19 protein-coding genes are annotated in these 21,393 nt (G+C 38.1%); all 19 read left to right on the top strand.

The window, feature by feature from the left end; genetic code table 11:
* Positions 1 to 83: 83 nt before the first annotated feature.
* The 19 genes from RCJ93_RS06205 (at position 84) to RCJ93_RS06115 (ending at position 21,266) form a co-directional block, all read left to right on the top strand.
* Positions 84 to 812, top strand: coding sequence for a GntR family transcriptional regulator (locus RCJ93_RS06205; RefSeq protein ID WP_066785771.1), 729 nt, complete (start codon positions 84 to 86; stop codon positions 810 to 812).
* Between the two features lie 63 nt (positions 813 to 875).
* Positions 876 to 1,943, top strand: a complete 1,068-nt coding sequence (locus tag RCJ93_RS06200) for a BMP family lipoprotein (protein WP_066785773.1) — start codon at positions 876 to 878, stop codon at positions 1,941 to 1,943.
* A gap of 270 nt (positions 1,944 to 2,213) precedes the next feature.
* Positions 2,214 to 3,749: an ABC transporter ATP-binding protein gene (locus RCJ93_RS06195; protein ID WP_150283930.1), complete on the top strand. Its 1,536-nt coding sequence runs from the start codon at positions 2,214 to 2,216 to the stop codon at positions 3,747 to 3,749.
* Entirely contained in the window at positions 3,749 to 4,798 is a 1,050-nt protein-coding gene (locus tag RCJ93_RS06190; RefSeq protein ID WP_066785777.1) for an ABC transporter permease, read from the top strand. Before RCJ93_RS06195 ends, RCJ93_RS06190 begins: the two co-directional genes overlap by 1 nt.
* A gap of 1 nt (position 4,799) precedes the next feature.
* Entirely contained in the window at positions 4,800 to 5,759 is a 960-nt protein-coding gene (locus tag RCJ93_RS06185) for an ABC transporter permease (protein ID WP_147194075.1), read from the top strand.
* A 292-nt stretch (positions 5,760 to 6,051) separates the two neighbouring features.
* On the top strand, positions 6,052 to 7,320 hold the full coding sequence (gene yfmF / locus RCJ93_RS06180; RefSeq protein ID WP_066785783.1) for an EF-P 5-aminopentanol modification-associated protein YfmF: 1,269 nt from the start codon (positions 6,052 to 6,054) through the stop codon (positions 7,318 to 7,320).
* Positions 7,320 to 8,624, top strand: coding sequence for an EF-P 5-aminopentanol modification-associated protein YfmH (gene yfmH / locus RCJ93_RS06175; RefSeq protein ID WP_150283931.1), 1,305 nt, complete (start codon positions 7,320 to 7,322; stop codon positions 8,622 to 8,624). Before yfmF ends, yfmH begins: the two co-directional genes overlap by 1 nt.
* Positions 8,621 to 9,349, top strand: coding sequence for an elongation factor P 5-aminopentanone reductase (gene ymfI, locus RCJ93_RS06170; protein WP_150283932.1), 729 nt, complete (start codon positions 8,621 to 8,623; stop codon positions 9,347 to 9,349). Before yfmH ends, ymfI begins: the two co-directional genes overlap by 4 nt.
* Before the next feature lie 467 nt (positions 9,350 to 9,816).
* The gene (locus RCJ93_RS06165) at positions 9,817 to 10,617 is read left to right on the top strand and encodes a DUF3388 domain-containing protein (protein WP_066791839.1); all 801 of its coding nucleotides are present in this window, start codon (positions 9,817 to 9,819) and stop codon (positions 10,615 to 10,617) included.
* 17 nt (positions 10,618 to 10,634) lie between these two features.
* Positions 10,635 to 11,555 carry a helix-turn-helix domain-containing protein gene (locus RCJ93_RS06160; protein WP_150283933.1) on the top strand — a complete coding sequence of 307 codons (921 nt, stop codon included), beginning with the start codon at positions 10,635 to 10,637 and terminating at the stop codon, positions 11,553 to 11,555.
* 46 nt (positions 11,556 to 11,601) lie between these two features.
* Complete coding sequence (gene pgsA, locus RCJ93_RS06155) at positions 11,602 to 12,180, top strand: CDP-diacylglycerol--glycerol-3-phosphate 3-phosphatidyltransferase (protein ID WP_066785797.1); 579 nt, start codon at positions 11,602 to 11,604, stop codon at positions 12,178 to 12,180.
* Between the two features lie 146 nt (positions 12,181 to 12,326).
* Entirely contained in the window at positions 12,327 to 13,580 is a 1,254-nt protein-coding gene (locus RCJ93_RS06150) for a competence/damage-inducible protein A (protein ID WP_150283934.1), read from the top strand.
* 171 nt (positions 13,581 to 13,751) lie between these two features.
* Entirely contained in the window at positions 13,752 to 14,795 is a 1,044-nt protein-coding gene (gene recA / locus RCJ93_RS06145; RefSeq protein ID WP_066785806.1) for a recombinase RecA, read from the top strand.
* A 245-nt stretch (positions 14,796 to 15,040) separates the two neighbouring features.
* Positions 15,041 to 16,597, top strand: coding sequence for a ribonuclease Y (rny, locus tag RCJ93_RS06140; RefSeq protein WP_147194064.1), 1,557 nt, complete (start codon positions 15,041 to 15,043; stop codon positions 16,595 to 16,597).
* A 146-nt stretch (positions 16,598 to 16,743) separates the two neighbouring features.
* Positions 16,744 to 17,541: a TIGR00282 family metallophosphoesterase gene (locus RCJ93_RS06135; RefSeq protein WP_066785812.1), complete on the top strand. Its 798-nt coding sequence runs from the start codon at positions 16,744 to 16,746 to the stop codon at positions 17,539 to 17,541.
* Positions 17,542 to 17,658: 117 nt separating this feature from the next.
* Complete coding sequence (locus tag RCJ93_RS06130) at positions 17,659 to 17,925, top strand: stage V sporulation protein S (protein ID WP_066785813.1); 267 nt, start codon at positions 17,659 to 17,661, stop codon at positions 17,923 to 17,925.
* A 165-nt stretch (positions 17,926 to 18,090) separates the two neighbouring features.
* Positions 18,091 to 18,447 carry an SdpI family protein gene (locus RCJ93_RS06125; protein ID WP_150283935.1) on the top strand — a complete coding sequence of 119 codons (357 nt, stop codon included), beginning with the start codon at positions 18,091 to 18,093 and terminating at the stop codon, positions 18,445 to 18,447.
* Between the two features lie 214 nt (positions 18,448 to 18,661).
* A complete protein-coding gene (locus tag RCJ93_RS06120) occupies positions 18,662 to 20,413 on the top strand; it encodes a 2-oxoacid:acceptor oxidoreductase subunit alpha (protein ID WP_150283936.1) in 1,752 nt (583 codons plus the stop codon).
* Positions 20,400 to 21,266: a 2-oxoacid:ferredoxin oxidoreductase subunit beta gene (locus tag RCJ93_RS06115; RefSeq protein ID WP_066785824.1), complete on the top strand. Its 867-nt coding sequence runs from the start codon at positions 20,400 to 20,402 to the stop codon at positions 21,264 to 21,266. The genes RCJ93_RS06120 and RCJ93_RS06115 overlap by 14 nt, the downstream gene beginning before the upstream one ends.
* Positions 21,267 to 21,393 lie beyond the last annotated feature (127 nt).

Genomic DNA, 21,393 nt, shown 5'->3' with positions numbered 1-21,393 from the left:
TCGTTATTTAAAAGTGTTATAGTATGACTGATTAGTAGGAATGTTTTACGTCAGATGTCTGATCTCTACTGGTGGTGGTTAATTTGACAATAAAGTCTGACCAGCGTCATCTCTATCTTCAAGTGATCGATCATCTTAAGGCAGACATAGAAAAAGGGATTTATAAAGAAAATGAAAAACTACCATCTGAATTTGAGTTGTCGAAGACACTTGGGGTAAGTCGTGCGACGCTTCGGGAAGCACTAAGACTTTTGGAAGAAGAAAATATTATTGTTAGAAGACATGGTGTGGGAACCTTTGTGAATCCAAAGCCCATATTTACTTCAGGCATTGAACAGTTATCAAGTATTTCTTCTATGATAGAAGATGCAGGTATGCAGCCCGGTACAGTCTATTTAAACTCTACCGAGCTGCTTCCGAATGACGAAGATTTAAAACGCTTTCAATGTGATGCTGGCGATCCGATAATCACGATTGAACGGGTCCGTACAGCTGACGATAACCCTGTGGTATATTGTATCGACCAAGTACCTTCAAACTATTTGCCGAAAGATTTTTTGAAAAGACGCAATCTATCGATATTTCAAGCATTAGAAGAATCAGGGGACATACATGTTGCTTATGCGGTCACTTATATTGACCCGATTGGCTATCATGGTCACGTTTCACCTATCTTAGAATGCGGACGCGAGACAGCGCTCTTGTTGCTGAAGCAGTTTCATTATGATGAACAAGAACGGCTGGTCTTATATTCGAAAAACTATTTTAGAGCTGATAAATTCAGCTTCCATGTAATACGTAAACGCGTATAAATGTATTCATTCCTGCTATCGTCAACAACAAATTTATTAATTTACTTTTTGGGAGGATTTCAAGTGAAAAAGCGTAAAATTGGTTTAGCACTTTCTGCACTTCTAGCTTCTGGTACATTGCTTGCGGCATGTGGATCAGACAAAGGGGACGAATCGAAAAAAAGCGGTAGCGATAAAGATAAATTCTCAGTAGCAATGGTTACTGATATCGGTGGTATCGATGACCGTTCATTCAACCAATCAACTTGGGAAGGTATCGAGAAGTTTGGTGAAGAGAATGGAATGAAAAAAGGTAACGGTGGCTTCGATTACCTTCAATCAGCTTCTGAAAGTGATTACAATACAAACCTTAACAACCTTGTTCGCCGTAATTTCGATTTAGTATATGCTGTAGGTTTCAATTTGCATGATGCTACATCTGAAGTTGCAAAACAACAAAAAGACGCTAAATTTGCCATTATTGACTCAGTTATTGAAGGTCAAGATAATGTTGCATCAATCATGTTCCGTGCTAACGAAGCTTCATACCTAGCAGGTGCTGCAGCTGCTTTACAATCCAAAACAGGTAAAATCGGATTTATCGGCGGTGTAGAAGGCGATATCATCGGTGGCTTCGAAGCTGGCTTTGTTGCAGGCGCTAAAGCGGCAAATCCAAAAGTAAAAATTGATATCCAATATGCAGGTTCATTCGGTGATGCTTCTAAAGGTCAAGCAATTGCAAAACGTATGTATGATTCAGGTACAGACATTATCATGCATGCTGCAGGCGGTACAGGAAACGGCCTATTCACTGAAGCAAAAGAACGCAAGAAAAAAGATGCTAAGGCTGATGTATGGGTAATCGGTGTAGACCGTGACCAATACGATGAAGGAAAAGTGAATGATAAAACAAACATCACTTTAACTTCTGTTCTTAAACGTGTTGATACTGCTGCTGAAAAAGTATCTAAAGATACTAAAGACGGCAAATTCCCTGGCGGCAAAACAATTACATTTGGTCTAAAAGACAAAGGTGTTGACTTAGCTGACGACCACGGCGTATTTACTGACGACACTAAGAAGAAAATTGATGAATTCAAAGAAAAAATTATTAGCGGCGACATTACAGTTCCAGAAAAACCTGAAAAATAGTGTCACCTTCATATCATAAAGGCCAGTTATTGGTCTTTATGATCTTTTTATCTATTTTTTAGTTTAAAGATTAATAGACGAAGGGTTTCGAAGAGCCTTTTTACAATACCCTTATTCTTATTTTTTTGAACATTTTTTATACTGCTAGATTGTGAATAAATGTTTGAAAATAAAATAGTCTCTTCAATTCCTTCTTGTGTTAATTTTTTAACCAAAGATTTTAATTGATATACCGTCATATTATATTGATCGATTAAGGGAGTGAGCAAAATGGATTATGTCATTGAGATGCTTGGAATACGCAAACAATTTGGCGATTTCGTAGCAAATGATAATATTACTCTTCAACTTAAGAAGGGTGAAATACATGCGTTATTAGGAGAAAATGGCGCAGGGAAATCGACGCTGATGAACGTGTTATTCGGTCTATATCAACCGGAAGCGGGAGTTATTAAAGTGAATAGTAAAGAGGTCAAAATTACCGATCCAAATAAGGCTAATGATCTTGGGATTGGGATGGTACACCAACACTTTATGTTAGTCGAAAACTTTACGGTAACTGAAAATATCATTTTGGGTAGTGAACCGACGAAAATGGGTTTAGTTAATATCCGAGATGCTGCAAAGAAAGTTCAGCAGTTATCTGAAAAGTACGGATTAAATGTTGATCCATATGCGAAAATTGAAGATATTTCGGTTGGTATGCAACAACGTGTCGAAATTTTAAAGACGCTCTACCGCGGAGCTGAAATGTTAATCTTTGACGAACCGACTGCATCATTAACACCACAAGAAATCAATGAATTGATACAAATTATGAAACGCTTGATTAAAGAAGGCAAATCTATCATTTTAATCACTCACAAATTAAAAGAAATTATGGATGTATCAGATAGAGTAACGATTATCCGTAAAGGGCAAGGGATTGGCACTGTTACTACTGCAGAAACAAATCCGGACCAACTGGCTGAAATGATGGTAGGTCGTCAGGTTGTATTTAAAACGGAAAAAACAACTGCTCATCCAAAAGATGTAGTACTGAACATTGAGAACTTAACTGTCCAAGATAATCGTGGAATTGATCGTGTTAAAGATTTGTCTTTAGCTGTAAGAGCTGGTGAGATAGTTGGTATTGCTGGTATAGACGGCAATGGACAATCAGAGTTAATTGAAGCGATCACTGGGCTTCGTAAAGTGAAAAGCGGCCAAATAGCGCTTAACGGTAAGGATATTACTGGCAAGAAACCACGTAAAATCACGGAATCAGGGATTGGCCATATTCCGCAAGACCGTCATAAACATGGCTTAGTACTTGATTTTCCAATTGGACATAATATCGTCTTACAAACGTATTACCAATCACCTGTATCAAAGGGTGGCATTATTGATTACAAACGTGTTAATAGCATTGCACGCAATATTATTGAGGAATATGACGTGCGTACACCAAGTGAAATGACGCAGGCGAGAGCACTATCAGGTGGTAACCAGCAAAAAGCGATTATCGGCCGTGAAATTAATCGAGATCCAGATCTTTTGATCGCTGCGCTACCAACTCGTGGACTTGATGTAGGGGCGATTGAATTTATCCATAAGCGTTTAATTGAACAACGTGATAAAGGCAAAGCAGTATTATTGATTTCATTTGAATTGGATGAGGTAATGAATGTCTCTGATAACATCGCTGTAATTCATGATGGATCAATTATTGATACCGTTTCGCCAAAAGAAACAACAGAGCAAGAATTGGGCCTATTAATGGCTGGTCATTCACTTGGCCATAGTGAAAAGGTAGGTGACGCATAGTGTCTAAAAGAGTAGTAAATATTCTAGTTCCACTTATTTCGATTGTGTTAGGTTTAATTATTGGCGCAATCGTCATGCTTATTAGCGGTTTTAACCCAGTTGATGGTTACATCGCTCTGTGGAACGGAGTATTCGGCAGCAGTTATAACATGGGCGAAACAGTTCGCCAGATCACGCCGTATGTGTTCGCCGGTTTGGCAGTAGCATTCGCGTTTCGTACAGGATTATTTAACATCGGGGTAGAAGGCCAACTGATCGTAGGTTGGTTAGCAGCAGCTTATGTTGGCTCTGCTTTCGACCTTCCCAAGATTATTCATCTACCATTAGCTTTGCTTGCAGCAGCTGCTGCAGGTGCCCTATGGGCGTTTATTCCAGGCCTTTTGAAGGCTAAATTACAGGTCCATGAAGTTATCGTTACCATTATGATGAACTATATTGCATTGCATGTAGCCAATGCGACTATATCTGCATTATCTGATGGCGGCGATAAGACAGAAAAAATTCACGATTCTGCTTCACTTCGTTCTCCTTTCTTTGAATCTCTTACCGATTATTCAAGATTGCATTGGGGTTTTCTAATTGCCCTAATTGCGGTGTTAATCATGTGGTTTATTTTAGAAAAGACAACACAAGGCTATGAATTAAAATCAGTCGGTTTTAACCAAAATGCTTCGGAATATGCTGGTATGAATGTTAGCAAAAATATCATTCTAGCAATGGTTATCTCAGGGGCTTTTGCAGGTCTTGGAGGCGCTATGGAGGGTCTAGGTACCTTCGGTAATATTACTAAAATGACAGGTTTTACTGGTATTGGTTTTGATGGGATTGCGGTTGCGTTGCTTGGAGCAAACCAGCCATTTGGCGTACTACTTGGCGCAATACTTTTTGGCGGATTAAAAAATGGCGGTCTCAATATGCCGAACGAAGCTGGCATACCAGTGGAAATCGTATCCATTGTTATCGCATTAATTATCTTCTTCGTAGCATCAGGTTATATTATTCGTGTGGGCTTGGACCGTTTAAGCAAGAAAAAAAAGGAGGGAAAATAACATGAGTTTTTTAGATGTGTTATATTTTATTATTCCTTCTGCAATCTACTATGCAGCACCATTGATCATGACAGCCATAGGCGGCGTATTTACTGAACGATCAGGCGTTGTCAATATTGGACTTGAAGGGGTTATGATTATCGGCGCATTCAGCAGTATTGTATTCAACTTAAAGTATGCTGCTACACTTGGCGGATGGACGCCATGGGTTGGCCTGCTCGTTGCATTGGCTGTAGGTGCGGTCTTTTCTTTAATCCTTGCTGTTGCAGCTGTTTCATTCCGAGCTGACCAAACAGTAGCAGGGGTTGCGCTAAACTTATTAGGATTAGCAGTAGCTGTTTTCTCTATTAAAATGATTTATGATAAAGGACAAACAGATTCAATTTCTGAACGTTTCTCTCGTTTTGATATACCGGTTTTAAAGGACATCCCACTGCTTGGGAAAATGTTCTTTACAGATGTATACGGTACGTCCATCTTTGCGATTGTCGTAGCGTTTATTGCATGGTTTATTATTTATAAAACACCTTTTGGCTTACGCCTACGTTCTGTTGGGGAGCACCCAATGGCAGCTGATACAATGGGTGTTAATGTTACCAAAATGCGTTATATTGCCGTAATGATTTCTGGTGCATTAGGTGGTATTGGTGGAGCGATTTACGCTCAAGCAATCGCTGGGAACTTCAGCGCGACAACAATTAGCGGCCAAGGTTTCATGGCACTTGCTGCTATGATCTTTGGTAAATGGCATCCGCTAGGCGCTCTTGGGGCTGCGTTATTCTTTGGACTAGCACAATCGTTAAGTATTGCTGGTGCTTCAATCCCTTATGTAAAAGATGTGCCTCAAGTTATTCTATTAATCTTGCCTTACGTTTTAACAATACTAGCACTTGCTGGATTTATTGGAAAAGCCAAAGCACCAAAAGCTTCGGGTACACCATATATTAAAGGCAAAAGATAATTTAAAAGAGACTATGCAGTCGTTGTACTGTGTAGTCTTTTTTTATGGAAATCATAAGTGTATTTCCGGTTAGTAGTTTGTTAGTATTTTTACCTACTGATGAAAGAAACTATTAGTTGTGGATTTTACTTTATAAATATAATTTATATCATTTTCTAACTCAGTTAATACTGTTCAAGAACTGTAAGTAACGCCCATAATCCATCTCATTTACAATAGTTGCAATTTTATTCAATTGGCATGTATAGTTGGAGTAATGGATTGTTATATTAATTAGATAGGAGGGGTTTGAATGTTTAAAACGACAGAAATAGCAAAAGACGTTTATATTCATACAAGATCAACTGATCAATTCAAAACCATTAATTTTTCAATTAAATTCCGTAGGCCTTTACAAGTAGAAGAGGCAGCAGAAAGAACTGTATTAACAAATGTTTTACAACACAGTAATGCCAAGTACCCGTCACCTGCAAGTATGAGAATGCATTTAGATGATTTATATGGAACAGTCCTTTACCTAGATACAACGAAAAAAGGAAATGAACATACAGTATTGCTAAATGTTGAAACGGTTAATGACCATTATTTACAACACGGTGATGTGCTGGACCATGTATTAGAATTGATGAACACGGTCCTATTCGACCCTAACTTTGTAAATGGAGAGTTCAAAGAAAATATCGTAGCACGTGAAAAAGAAATGGTGAGAGAACGGATTCAATCTATTTTTGATGAAAAATCACGTTATGCTCAAAATCGATTAAATCACTTTTTGGCACCTGACCATCCTGCTTCTATTTCTGCAAATGGCACAATCCCTGCAGTTGAAGCGATTACACCCCAATCATTAACTAATACATATCAACGCATGATTGCTGAAGATGTGATTGATATATATGTAGTTGGCGATATCGACGAAGAGAAAATGATAGCTGATTTGAAAACAGCCTTACCATTCCAAGATCGCAAAGCCCCTTTCCAACAGAATGAATTGCCAAAAATCCAGCCAACAGAATCTTATGTGCATGAAAAACAAGAAATGAAACAAGGCAAATTGCATATTGGTTTTACTGTACCTGTTTTCTTTACTGATGCTGATTTTCCGAAAATGCAAATTTTCAATGGCATCTTTGGTGGCTACCCACATTCAAAATTATTTATGAATGTTCGTGAAAAAGAGAGTATGGCCTATTACTGCTCAAGTTCGTATTCTGCACAATATGGCTTGGTTTATGTGATGTCAGGCATTGATACTGAAAACGTGAAAAAAGCGACACAATTAATTGACGAACAATTAGAGGCCATGTCTCGTGGTGAAATTACAGACTTGGAATTAAGCCAAACAAAGGCAATGCTTCAAAACCAATTAAAAGAAGCGTTGGATTCAGCGCGTGGTCAAATTGAAATTTACGATCAATACAAAGAATTAGATCCAGTATTCAAAGTGGAGCATTGGCAGGAAAAATGGAAAGCCGTGACAAAGGAAGATATAGTCGATATGGCAAAGCAATTGCATAAAGAAACCGTCTATTTCTTAAGTGGAATGGAGGAGAAAAAATAATGGAACCAATTTATTTTGAGCAATTAGATGAGACGCTTTATTATGAAAAGCTTGAAAATGGTTTAGATGTTTATATTTTGCCGAAAAAAGGATTTTCTAAAACGTTTGTAACCTTTACTACAAAATACGGTTCTGTGGACCGCTCGTTTGTACCGCTTGGTGAAAAAGAGGCTGTTACAGTCCCTGATGGTATTGCGCACTTCTTAGAGCATAAGATGTTTGAAAAAGAAGATGGAGATGTCTTTCAAAAGTTTAGCCAATATGGTGCTTCGGCAAATGCCTTTACTTCATTTACAAGAACTGCTTATTTGTTCTCGGCCACTAATAATGTCAAAGAGAGTACAGAAACTTTATTAGATTTTGTCCAAGAACCATACTTTACAGAGAAAACTGTAAATAAGGAAAAAGGTATTATCGGGCAAGAAATCACCATGTATGATGACCAGCCTGATTGGCGCTTATACTTTGGCACAATTGAAAATATGTTTAAAGAACATCCTGTAAAGATTGATATTGCGGGAACTGTGGAATCTATCGATAAAATTACGGCAGAACATTTATACACGTGCTACCACACGTTTTACCATCCATCCAATATGCTGTTATTTGCTATTGGCGCACTTGAGCCAGAAGAAATGCTTGATCTCATCAAGAGTAACCAAGCTAAAAAGACTTTTGAAAAACCTGAAGACATTAAACGAATCGAAGTATCAGAACCAAAAGAAGTTGCGATTCCTGAACGAACTCTTCATATGGATGTATCAAAGTCTAAGGTATCTGTCGGGTTGAAAGCGAAAGAAACAGATTTATCTGGTCGTGAGATGCTAAAAAATGAACTTGCTATTAGTTTAGCTTTGGACGTTTTGTTTGGCCGTTCATCTGATTTTTATACAAAAGTTTATGATGAAGGTTTAATCGACGAATCCTACTCCTATGACTTTTCATTGGAACATGGTTTTGGATTTGCTATGATTAGCTCCGATACACATAAGCCAGATAGATTAGTGGAAGCGATTAAAGACCAATTACAGAAAGCGGTAGAAAAGTGGCCGTTTGGTGAAGAAGAATTAGAAAGGGTAAAACGCAGACGAATCGGCTTTAACCTAAGAGCTCTTAATTCGATTGAGTATATCGCTAATCAATTTACGCGTTATAAATTTAATGAAATGAATCTGTTTGATTCGGTAGAAGTCATTGAAGAATTGAACGTGGCTGATGTTCAAAAAGCGTTCCAATCCTTGCAAGGTGAATCTCAACAAACTGTATTTACGATATTGCCGCTTTCAAAAGAAGAATCCAAATGAAAAAATTTGCACTAGTATTAGGCGCTTCCGGTTCAATCGGGAGTGCCATTTGTAATGAGTTGGCAGCGAACGGTTGGTCTTTATATATGCAATATAACCACAATGTGGCGGGGATGCAGCAGCTGGCTGAAGAATTGATTCAACAATATCCCAAGCAAGAATTCATGCCGATACGAGCTGACTTATCAAAAGAAGAAGCAGCCGAACAAATTAGCCGGTCGATTTTTACAATACATGCTATAGTCATTGCTAGCGGCCATGCGCTATACAAGCTTTGTGAAGATACCGATGCAAACGAAATGGGTTATCTTTTTCAAGTGCATGTTGAAACACCAATACAGTTAATAGGGATTCTATCTCAAAAATTACGCCAGCATGAGATTAGTTATATTACTTTTATTGGTTCTATTTGGGGAGAGGCAGGCGGATCATTTGAATCTGTGTATTCCGCAGCAAAAGGAGCAATCCATACGTTTGTGAAAGCATATGCAAAAGAAGTTGCATATAATGGCATTCGTGTAAACGCGGTGGCTCCTGGTTTTATCGAAACCAAAATGAATGGACATTTATCGGAAGATGAGAAGGCTAGTCTAATAGAAGAAATCCCATTAGCGCGTGGGGGGAAACCAGAAGAGGTCGCATATTTGGTCGATTTTTTACTGTCTGGCAAAGCGGATTACATGACAGGCCAAATACTTCGATTAAATGGTGGCTGGTATATTTAATGATTGCTTACAACATAAAGGTGCAGACTTATATGGTATATTTTTGCAGGGTCTGTTACCTTTTTTAGAATTATAAAAAGCTTCACTTATCACCCCAAGTAATTCCTCTAAATTTTTTTAATTCAATTTAATAATAAAAGACTTTACATGAGGGAATAGTAGTTTCAAATATTATGAAGTGTATATAGAAGACTTACTAATTTTTTGTAATATAGAGTACTATTCGTCCTTAGCTATTGTTTGCTTTAGATTACAATATTTCCATAAATATATTTATAGCTAAGACTTTTATCTTTCATTTCTTCCCGAATGGAAAAAACATCAAACAAGGCTCTTGTCGGCAATTAAAATACTTGAGTGGAAAAAGGGGGAATTCTCTCTCTTTTTCTTTTCTTATGTAGAAAAATCGGCTATTATGGAACATAGAAAAGGTATCATGCGTCTTTTAATAGAAGGGAACGTTGAATGTGAGAGAATGGTATTTTGAATACGAAATACAAATCAACCGCCCCGGATTGCTAGGGGATATTGCATCGCTATTAGGTATGCTGAGAGTGAACATCGTTACTATTAACGGAGTGGACCAAGTCAGGCGCGGAATGCTACTACGTGCTGAAAAGGACGAGCAAATTGAACGTTTTAAAAACATTATTTCAACGATGGAAACGATTAGAGTAACTAAGTTTAGGCAGCCGACAACAAGGGACCGCTTAGCCATTCGACATGGTCGTTATATTCAACGTGAAGCAGATGAAAAAAAGACGTTTCGTTTCGTACGAGATGAACTTGGTTTGTTGGTCGATTTTTTGGCAGAACTTTATAAAAAAGATGGCCGCAAGTTGATAGGTATACGTGGTATGCCAAGAGTTGGAAAAACTGAATCAATCGTAGCCGCAAGTGTTTCTGCAAATAAACGTTGGCTATTTTTATCGTCTACTATGATAAAACAAACATTACGCAATCGTTTGCTTGGCGATGAATTTAACAGTAACAATGTGTTTATTTTAGATGGCGTGGTGACGAGACGTTCAACAGATGAAGGGCATAAACAATTAGTACGAGAAATTATGCAATTACCAACAATTATAGTGGTGGAACATCCTGATGTCTTTGTTCAGCAATCCGAATACACAATTGAAGACTTTGACTACATTATCGAACTAAGACATCATCCAGATGAAGAAATTACATATAAGTTGTTGGAGCAGGATAAAGATTTCATGCAAGACCCAAGTAATTTCGGTGGATTTGGAGGATTTAATTTTTAACAGGAAGGTGTATATCATTGACAGAATTAGGAACTCGTTTAAAAGAAGCGAGAATGTCAAAAGGTTATAGTCTGGATGATTTACAGGAAATCACAAAAATCCAAAAAAGGTATTTATCTGCCATTGAAGAAGGCAATTACAGTATTATGCCGGGCTCCTTTTATGTGCGGGCATTCATTAAACAATATGCGGAAGCAGTAGATCTTGATAGCAATGAATTACTAGAAACATATAAAGGTGAAATTCCAGCTAATAAATCTGCAGATCAAAGTGCGGCAACATCTCCTATATCTCAACCTGTACAACGGAGAGCCATGACGAAAAAAGCAGCAAGAAAAAGTGTTGATTGGATGCCGAAAATTATTGTTGCACTATTTATTATTGTTATTATTGTCTCCATTTGGTTCTTAAAACAACATAATTTTAAGAGTGATGTGGTAGATGATCCTAAACAAGATGTGAATGTTGAATCAACTGATGTTTCACATAAAAATAAAGCGCAATCATCTCAAAAAGATAACGTAAATAAAGAAAAAGAGAATACAAAAGAAGAAGAAAATACCTCTTTGAAAAAAGAAGAGAAGCCGCTTATCTCCAAAGGTAAATTAGAAAGCGACAATATAACAACCACTTATACTTTAACTGGTACGCAAGACTTGAAAGTAAAAGTAAAAGTGACCGGTAGCACATGGATTGGCATTCAAGATGAAAGCGGTAATGAAATTTCAAGCCAAGCGAAAAATTTTAAAGCTGACCAAATGTACAACAATGGTGATGTCTTAGAGATGGATGCAACAGGTAAGAAAAGCATCAGAGTAAGGCTCGGCGCATCTCCTAATGGTACAATTTATGTGAATAATAAGCAGATTAAGTTTGCAGCATCTCCAACAGAACGCTATACTCAAAATATCGTCATCAAATTGGAGGAAGAGGAATAGTCATCAATAGAAGTGATGATTGTCCTTTGCAAGAAAGGTGAATTACATGAATATACCTAATAGAATTACAGTGTCTCGTGTATGTCTCATTCCGATATTTGTAATAATAATGGTAATCGACTTTCATTGGGGCAATTTGACTATGTTAGGGGCTACAATGCCAGTAGAGCATTTAGTCGGAGCTTTAATCTTTATTATTGCCTCATTGACGGACTGGATTGACGGGTATTATGCAAGAAAATACAATCTAGTGACAAACTTAGGGAAGTTTTTAGATCCGTTAGCAGATAAATTGCTAGTATCCTCTGCTTTCATTTTATTAGTTGGTTTGGACTATGCTCCTGCATGGGTCATAATCATTATTATCAGCCGAGAATTTGCAGTTACAGGCTTGCGCTTAATTTGTGCAGAACATGGTGAAGTAGTTGCTGCTAATCAGTTAGGTAAAATTAAAACTTGGACACAAATTTTAGCTATTGCCTTCCTATTGCTTCATAATATTATTTTTGCTATGTGGGGCATTCCTTTTGATCAAATTATGTTGTATGTGGCCCTTATCTTTACGATATGGTCTGGACTCGACTATTTCTGGTTAAATCGAAAAATTTTGTTAGAATCTAAATAGCGGTTTATTTCAAACTTAATAAGGAAATAATATAAAGACTCATTTTGTCCTGTTGCTTGCAGCAGTGCAACCACTAACGTGGCGTTCCATATACTGAACGGTGAGTCTTTTTACTAATGAAGAGATGTCTAAGGAGATGAATTTAGATGAATGCAGAAATTATTGCTGTGGGTTCTGAATTATTGTTAGGTCAAATAACTAATTCAAATGCACGGTTTATTTCAAGTCAATTAGCTGAAATCGGAATAAATGTTTATTATCATACTGTTGTAGGTGACAATCCCAATCGACTACTTGATGCAATTACTATTGCAGAAAATCGCTCGGACCTTATTATTTTTTCAGGTGGATTAGGACCTACGAAGGATGACTTAACAAAGGAAACAATCGCAAAGCATTTACATATTGAACTCGAAGAAGACAAGGATGCAATGAAAAGCATAGTTGAATTCTTCCAAAACCAAAACAAACCAATGACTGAAAATAATCGTAAACAAGCTCTTGTTCTTAAAGGCTCACATGTTTTAGCTAATAAAAATGGCATGGCTCCTGGCATGATGTATACAGCGAGCAATCACACTTACATTCTTTTACCTGGTCCGCCGAAGGAAATTGAACCCATGTTCCAATTCGAAGCAAAGCCATTGCTTACTTCTCTTGTTTCAAAAGGCCAAATTGTTTCTCACGTGCTTCGTTTTTACGGAATAGGCGAGGCTGAATTAGAAGATAAGCTTCAACATTTACTAGAAAACCAAACGAATCCAACGCTAGCGCCATTAGCTTCTGATGGTGAAGTGACAATACGCATTACAGCGAATGCCGACACGACGGAAGAGGCATGGAAAAAAATTCGAGTAGCCAAAGAAGAAATTTTACACATAGCAGGAGATTATTTTTACGGGGTAGACGATGATTCTATATCAAGCGTATTAACTAAAATGCTGATGAAGAATGAATTAACCATCGCTGCTGCTGAAAGTTTAACGGCTGGGCTATTCCAAGCAGAACTGGCTAATAATCCGGGGGTGGGTGAAGCATTACTCGGCGGAATGGTCACATATAATGAGCAAGTAAAAATTAATCAATTAGGCATGGCGAAAGAAGTGATTGAACAGCATGGCGTTGTCAGCAGTGAATGTGCTAGTGAAATGGCGCGTTTAGTGAAGGAGAAATTTGGTTCGACTATTGGCGTTGGCTTAACAGGCGCAGCAGGTCCGCAAGCACACGGTAATAAACCAGCTGGTACTGTATGGATTGGTATTGCAATTGGTGATGAGCCACCGCATACGTATCGCCTCCAATTATCTGGCAGCCGTAATACAAATCGACTTCGTGCAACGAAATCTGCATTCTATCGTTTAATTCAGCTATTAATTGAAAAGGGCTATGAAAGAGCCTAAAAGATTTCAACTAAAAAAACGCTAAAATTGAATTCTATATTCAATTTAGCGTTTGGTTTTTAAAAGTGTACATTTTAACGAATAAATGTTCGCTTTTTTCTTGTGTTTTTCTCAGAAAAGAAGTATAGTAGGTTTAGAAATAAAAAAGTGTTCTTAATAGGAGGAAACAGAGTGGACGAACGGAAAGCGGCATTAGATATGGCCTTAAAACAAATTGAAAAACAATTTGGTAAAGGCTCTGTAATGAAATTAGGCGAGCAAGCAGATCGTAAAGTTTCTACATCTTCTACTGGATCTTTAGCTCTTGATACAGCACTTGGAGTGGGTGGCTATCCCCGCGGCCGTGTGATAGAAATATATGGACCAGAAAGCTCTGGTAAAACAACAGTAGCACTTCATGCCATTGCAGAAGTACAAGCAAATGGAGGACAAGCAGCTTTCATAGATGCAGAGCATGCGCTTGATCCAGTTTATGCGTCCAAACTAGGCGTAAACATTGATGAATTATTGCTTTCTCAACCAGATACAGGTGAGCAAGCACTAGAAATTGCAGAAGCACTAGTTCGCAGTGGTGCTATTGATATTATTATAATCGACTCTGTTGCTGCTCTTACACCAAAAGCAGAAATTGAAGGCGAGATGGGTGATTCCCATGTCGGTTTGCAAGCGCGTTTGATGTCTCAAGCATTGCGTAAGCTATCCGGTATTATTAATAAATCAAATACAATTGCCATCTTCATTAACCAAATCCGTGAAAAAATCGGTGTAATGTTTGGGAACCCTGAAACTACACCAGGCGGAAGAGCGCTTAAATTCTATTCATCAGTTCGTTTAGAGGTGCGTCGTGCTGAAACAATTAAGCAAGGTAATGATATGGTCGGTAACCGTACTAAAATCAAAGTAGTAAAAAATAAAGTAGCTCCACCTTTTAAAACTGCAGAAGTTGATATTATGTATGGCGAAGGAATCTCTAAAGAGGGAGAAATCATCGATATCGGCGTAGAAAAAGATATCGTACAAAAGAGCGGCTCATGGTATGCGTATGAAGATGAACGTTTAGGCCAAGGTCGTGAAAATGCAAAACAATTCCTTAAAGAGAATCCAGAAGTACGTGAAGAAATTGCACAAAAAATTCGGGTGGCTTCAGGTATTGGTGAGCAAGAATATGAAGTTATCGAAGAACCAGAAGAAAATCCTACTCTATTTGAAGAGTAATAATAAAACTGTGAAGGCCTCTTATTAAAAGAGGCCTTTTTAGCTAGGATAAATATAGGATTTTAATCACAGAATTATTAGTATTTTTGGGTATCCAAAAACTGTGAATCCTTGACAGGTCTATCTATCAACTATACAATTAATATGTATTATTTCTAAATTTGAAATGAAATTGGCGCTATATTGTTAACTCAATGTAAAGCCGACTAAAAGAAAATATCAATAACTCAAGGGGAGGTGTTCGAATGATAGAAATAGTCATCTCCGCTTTGATTGGACTGATCGTCGGTGCAGCTGTGATCTATTTTATTACGAAAAAGGTGAATGATTCAAAAGTGACAGGTGCAAAGGGCACTGCAGAACTAATTGTTGAAGAAGGTAAAAGGGAAGCAGAGGCTCTGAAGAAAGAAGCATTACTTGAAGCAAAAGATGAAACTCACAAACTTCGAACTGAAGCAGAAAATGACATCCGCGAACGCCGTTCAGAACTTACGAAACAAGAAAACCGTTTATTGCAAAGAGAAGAGAATCTTGATCGTAAGGATGAAGCGCTTAACAAGAGAGAATCTGGTTTAGAGCGTAAGGAAGAGGCGTTAGTAGAAAGACAACAGCATATTGTACAGATGGAAAGCAAAGCGGAAGAGCTTGTTGCTAAACAACAATCTGAAATCGAACGCATTTCAGCATTAACACGTGAAGATGCAAGAACGATTATATTAGAAGAAGTAGAAAATGAGTTAACAACTGATATTGCCGTTATGACTAAAGAAGCAGAAACACGTGCAAAGGAAGATGCTGACAAAAAGGCACGAGAAATTTTATCATTAGCGATACAGCGTTTTGCAGCAGATCATGTGGCAGAAACCACTGTATCGGTTGTAAACTTGCCTAACGATGAAATGAAAGGCCGCATTATCGGGCGTGAAGGCCGTAATATCCGTACGCTTGAAACGCTTACTGGTATTGATTTAATCATTGATGATACGCCAGAAGCAGTCATTTTATCTGGTTTCGATCCAATCCGCCGTGAAACAGCAAGATTGGCACTTGAAAAATTAGTTCAAGATGGACGAATTCATCCAGCTCGCATAGAAGAGATGGTAGAAAAGTCTCGTCGTGAAATTGATGAACAAATTCGCGAAACAGGTGAACAGACTACTTTTGAAGTAGGAATTCATAATCTTCATCCTGATTTAATGAAAATCCTTGGTCGCATGAAATACCGGACAAGCTATGGGCAAAATGTATTAAAACACTCAATAGAAGTGGCACATTTAGCCGGATTAATGGCAGCCGAATTAGGTGAAGATGTGACGTTGGCAAAACGTGCTGGTCTCCTTCATGATATCGGAAAAGCGATTGACCATGAAGTAGAAGGAAGCCATGTTGAAATCGGTGTTGAATTAGCGACAAAATACCATGAACATCCAGTCGTAATTAATAGTATCGCTTCACACCATGGTGATACAGAGCCAACATCCGTAATCGCAGTCATCGTCGCAGCAGCTGATGCTTTATCTGCTGCGCGTCCTGGAGCACGCAGTGAGACGCTAGAAAACTATATTAGACGTTTAGAAAAACTAGAAGAAATTTCAGAGTCTTACGAAGGCGTGGAAAAATCATTTGCCATTCAAGCTGGCCGCGAAATCCGTATTATTGTACGTCCGGATCAAGTGGATGATTTGGCTTCACACCGCCTAGCACGTGATATTCGAAAAAGAATTGAAGACGAACTAGATTATCCAGGCCACATCAAAGTTACTGTTATTCGCGAGACGCGGGCAGTAGACTACGCAAAATAAAAGAGAGCATTACATCATCTCTTGCTATAGCTATAAAGTGGAACGATAAACGAAATCATTTCTAACTTTTTACAAACTAAACTAAATGACAAAAGGCTTCTTAGATCTTCGGTCGAGAAGCCTTTTTTTATGGAATGGGTGGAACAATGAAAATTTTATTTATAGGAGATATAGTGGGAGATATAGGGTTGGAGGCTGTTCAACATTATTTGCCTCGTTTGAAAAGAAAATATCAAGTAGACGTTGTGATAGCAAATGGAGAAAATGCGGCAAAAGGTAAAGGCATTACAAAACGAATCTATCAGGATTTACTGATGATGGGTGTAGATGTTATCACTATGGGCAATCATACATGGGATCAAAAAGAAATTTTCGATTTTATAGATGATGTTGATTATTTAATACGTCCTGCTAACTTTTCTGAAGAGGCGCCGGGCAAAGGGATGGTTTCAATCACAAAAAACGGAGAAACTCTCACTATCATCAATTTGCACGGAAGAACATTTTTGCCACCGCATCAGGACCCTTTTGCTATGGCAGAAGAATTAATTACTGAAGCAAAGAAGACTTCTCCTCTTGTTTTCGTTGATTTCCATGCCGAAGCAACGAGCGAAAAAGTGGCATTGGGCTGGCATTTAGATGGAAAAGCCTCGGTTGTTGTTGGAACACACACCCATGTACAGACAGCGGATGAAAGAATTTTGCCGAAGGGTACAGCTTATATTACAGACGTGGGTATGACTGGACCGTATGATGAGATATTAGGCACTAAGAAGGAAAGTGTGCTTTATCGTTTTAAAACAAATATGCCTGTACGCTTTGAAGTGCCACAAGAAGGCAGAGAAGTATTTAGTGGATTGTTTGTTGAGCTGGATACAACAACTGGTAAAGCAAAAAGTATTGAACGAATCTATATTAATGGAGATAAGCCTTTCAAAGGATAAACAAGATTGCCATGACTGTAATTCAGAATTTGAAGTCTAACTGGAAGCGAGCGAGCATACAATGCTTCATGGACAATCAAATGTCCCTGATTTTTTCAAACTAAGGGAGGAATAGTTGTGGATTCATTGAAAGTATCATCTCGCTCAAACCCTAATTCTGTGGCAGGAGCATTAGTGGCAGTGATTAGAGAGCAAGGATTTGCAGAAATGCAAGCAGTAGGAGCAGGAGCGCTGAACCAAGCGGTAAAGGCTATTGCTATTGCGCGGGGCTTTGTAGCACCAAGCGGAACAGATTTAACTTGTTCGCCAGCGTTTACAGATATTTTGATTGCTGGAGAAGATCGTACAGCATTAAAGCTTCTTGTTGAAAAACGAGTAAGATAGATTGCTAACTTCATTACTTAAGACATTGGGAGATCTCCCTTTGTCTTTTTTGCTTTTCAGCGGTTAATTGGCAGATAAAAGTACATAAAACAATAGAACTTCATTGTGATTCCACCGCTTACTTAAATGTTATATAATGTAAATTAACTAGAATGGGGGATTCGAATGAGCACGCTATTGATTAATGTTGGAATGAGCATTCTTGTGGGAGTATTCTTTATCATTGCTGGACTGATATTGTTGTATAAGCCACCAAAAGATATAAATGGGTTATACGGCTATCGAACAACACGCTCCATGAAAAATAAGGTGCTTTGGAAGGAAGGAAATAAATACAGCGCCAAACTATTAATTTTATTTGGTGTTATTCTTATGGTCTTGGACATTGTAGTAAGCTTGGCTTTTTCAAATGGTGAGTATACTATTCTTGTTATTATCGGGTTGATGATAGTATCGTCTATTTTTTTAATTATGGTTGTAGAAAGGAAATTAAAGCAGCTAGAAAAAACTTTGTTAGAATAAACTATTTGTTGCCACTATGTCATTAGTAGTCAGATTAAGCAATAGCTTTTGGCATCATTACATTGAGTACTTAAAACATCTGTGAAAATGTGCTTTCCGTCAAAGGTCTGATTTTAAGCAATTTCATCCCATAACAATAGTTTCAAGCGCTTGTTCGTGTTAAACTTATGTAGGATTATTGCTAAACGTTTGTATATTAAGGAGATGTTAATTGATGTTACATCAGCTTTCATGGAAAGTCGGTGGGCAGCAGGGGGAAGGTATTGAAAGTACCGGCGAGATTTTTTCCACTGCGATGAACCGACTCGGTTACCATTTATACGGATATCGCCATTTCTCTTCTCGTATTAAGGGTGGCCACACAAATAATAAAATCAACGTTCGTACATCGACTGTGCATACGATTCCAGATGATCTGGACATATTGGTTGCGTTTGACCAAGAAACAATCGATGTCAATTATAAAGAATTAAATGAAGCAGGCGTCATTCTGGCTGATGCTAAATTCAAACCAACTAAGCCTGAAGATTGCATAGCTGAACTATATATTGTTCCATTCACAGAAATTGCAACAGAACTAGGGACTTCCCTAATGAAAAACATGGTTGCCATCGGTGCAACTGCTGCTCTTATGAACTTAGAGGATGCAGCATTTCAATCTGTTGTAGATGAAATCTTTGGTCGTAAAGGTGAAACGGTTGTCCAAAAAAACATGGAGGCTATTGCCAAAGGCCATTTAGTGATGAATGAATTATTACAAGATCAAGCAGGGAAATTTGAACTAGAGCCAGGAGATGGCAAACATCGTCTATTTATGATTGGGAATGAAGCCATTGCTTTAGGAGCACTTGCAGCAGGTACTCGTTTTATGGCTGCATATCCAATTACTCCGGCATCTGAAATTATGGAATATCTCATTAAGAAATTACCTAAATTCGGCGGCACAGTCATCCAAACAGAAGATGAAATCGCAGCAGCTACAATGGCAATTGGAGCAAATTATGGCGGCGTACGAGCATTCACAGCATCAGCTGGTCCTGGTCTTTCATTAATGATGGAAGCGTTAGGCTTAGCAGGCATGACAGAAACACCACTTGTTGTCGTTGATACACAGCGTGGAGGTCCATCAACTGGACTGCCAACAAAACAAGAACAATCCGATTTGATGGCAATGCTTTATGGTACACACGGTGAAATTCCGAAAGTAGTTATCGCACCATCTACGGGCGAAGAAGCATTTTATGATACAATCCAAGCATTTAATATTGCGGACGAATTACAGCTTCCAGTCATTATTTTGTCTGACTTGCAGCTATCACTAGGTAAACAAACAGTTGAACCGTTTGATTACTCAAAAATTAACATTAGCCGTGGTAAGCTAAATCTTGGTGAATTGCCAGAAATTGAAGATAAACAATACTTCAAACGATATGAAGTGACAGAAGATGGTATCTCAACACGTGTTGTTCCTGGACAGAAATATGGTATCCACCATGTTACAGGCGTAGAGCATAACGAAGAAGGAAAACCTTCTGAAGCAGCTGGTAACCGTAAAAATCAAATGGACAAGCGTTTTAGAAAATTACAGCATGTACATTTTGAGAATCCGGTCTTCAAAGCAGCACCACATGAAGAGGCAGATATATTAATCGTAGGATTTGGCTCAACAAAAGGTGCAATTGAAGAGATTCTTCCAATGCTTGAAGCAGAGGGAATTAAATCAAACCATGCACATATCCGATTAATACATCCATTCCCGGTTGCAGAAATGAAACCGTTAGTAGAAAACGCTAAAAAGATTATTGTTGTTGAAAACAATGCAACAGGCCAACTAGCGAATATTATCAAATTAAACATGGGACACCATGACAAAATCGTCAACTTGACGAAATATGACGGCACACCGTTCTTGCCAAAAGAACTATTTGGCCGTGTAAAGGAGTTGCTAACAGATGGTAACATTTAAGGATTTTCGAAATACAGTAAAGCCTAACTGGTGCCCAGGTTGTGGCGACTTTTCTGTACAAGCTGCTATTCAACGTGCAGCAGCAAATCTTGAAATCGTACCGCATGAATTGGCGGTCGTATCCGGGATAGGCTGTTCTGGACGTCTATCAGGTTATATCAATTCTTATGGTTTGCACGGTATTCATGGTAGAGCATTACCGATTGCACAAGGCCTCAAAATGGCCAATCGTGATTTAAACGTTATCGCAACAGGCGGTGACGGAGATGGTTTTGCTATCGGAATGGGGCATACAATCCATTCGATCCGTCGTAATATTGATATTACTTATGTTGTCATGGACAACCAAATTTATGGCTTAACAAAGGGCCAAACATCTCCTCGCTCAGCTGCAGGATTTGTTACAAAATCTACTCCCGGTGGTGCCATTGAGCCTTCATTAAAACCACTTGAAGTAGCACTATCTTCTGGTGCAACATTTGTAGCTCAAAGTTTTTCGACTGACTTGAAAGAACTAACAGCTATTATTGAAGAAGGAATGAAACATAAAGGTTTTTCTTTTATCAATGTGTTTAGTCCATGTGTTACTTATAATAAAGTGAATACGTATGATTGGTTTAAAGAAAACTTAACAAAACTTTCAAGCATTGAAGGCTATGATAATACAAATCGGGCGGAAGCAATGAAAACTGTCATGGAACATGATGGACTAGTGACAGGTATTATCTATCAAAACAATGAAGAAGAATCTTATCAGGATAAAGTGGAAGGCTACAGTAAAGAACCTTTGAATAAAGCGGACATTATGATGAAAGAAGAACAACTTCAAGAATTGATGAACGACTTTATGTAGTAGCTAGCTTTTTAAAAAGAGATCAAGTATATAACTTGATCTCTTTTTTATTTATTCGAAAAAGAATTTTATGGCGAATAGCCAACATTTCGTACTCTTATCTTGTAGGAATCCTTCCAACTCCAGT

The organism is Rummeliibacillus sp. BSL5 (assembly GCF_052928305.1).
Note: the sequence above shows the minus strand (reverse complement) of the source record. Positions and strands in the feature narration are given on the sequence as shown.

What these genes read in the sequence shown, in the direction of transcription:
- RCJ93_RS06115 (WP_066785824.1), top strand. Translation starts at nt 20,400, where the DNA reads ATGGTAACATTTAAGGATTTTCGAAATACAGTAAAGCCTAACTGGTGC.
- RCJ93_RS06120 (WP_150283936.1), top strand. Translation starts at nt 18,662, where the DNA reads ATGTTACATCAGCTTTCATGGAAAGTCGGTGGGCAGCAGGGGGAAGGT.
- rny (WP_147194064.1), top strand. Translation starts at nt 15,041, where the DNA reads ATGATAGAAATAGTCATCTCCGCTTTGATTGGACTGATCGTCGGTGCA.
- RCJ93_RS06135 (WP_066785812.1), top strand. Translation starts at nt 16,744, where the DNA reads ATGAAAATTTTATTTATAGGAGATATAGTGGGAGATATAGGGTTGGAG.
- RCJ93_RS06195 (WP_150283930.1), top strand. Translation starts at nt 2,214, where the DNA reads ATGGATTATGTCATTGAGATGCTTGGAATACGCAAACAATTTGGCGAT.
- pgsA (WP_066785797.1), top strand. Translation starts at nt 11,602, where the DNA reads ATGAATATACCTAATAGAATTACAGTGTCTCGTGTATGTCTCATTCCG.
- yfmH (WP_150283931.1), top strand. Translation starts at nt 7,320, where the DNA reads ATGGAACCAATTTATTTTGAGCAATTAGATGAGACGCTTTATTATGAA.
- RCJ93_RS06150 (WP_150283934.1), top strand. Translation starts at nt 12,327, where the DNA reads ATGAATGCAGAAATTATTGCTGTGGGTTCTGAATTATTGTTAGGTCAA.
- RCJ93_RS06125 (WP_150283935.1), top strand. Translation starts at nt 18,091, where the DNA reads ATGAGCACGCTATTGATTAATGTTGGAATGAGCATTCTTGTGGGAGTA.
- RCJ93_RS06185 (WP_147194075.1), top strand. Translation starts at nt 4,800, where the DNA reads ATGAGTTTTTTAGATGTGTTATATTTTATTATTCCTTCTGCAATCTAC.
- yfmF (WP_066785783.1), top strand. Translation starts at nt 6,052, where the DNA reads ATGTTTAAAACGACAGAAATAGCAAAAGACGTTTATATTCATACAAGA.
- ymfI (WP_150283932.1), top strand. Translation starts at nt 8,621, where the DNA reads ATGAAAAAATTTGCACTAGTATTAGGCGCTTCCGGTTCAATCGGGAGT.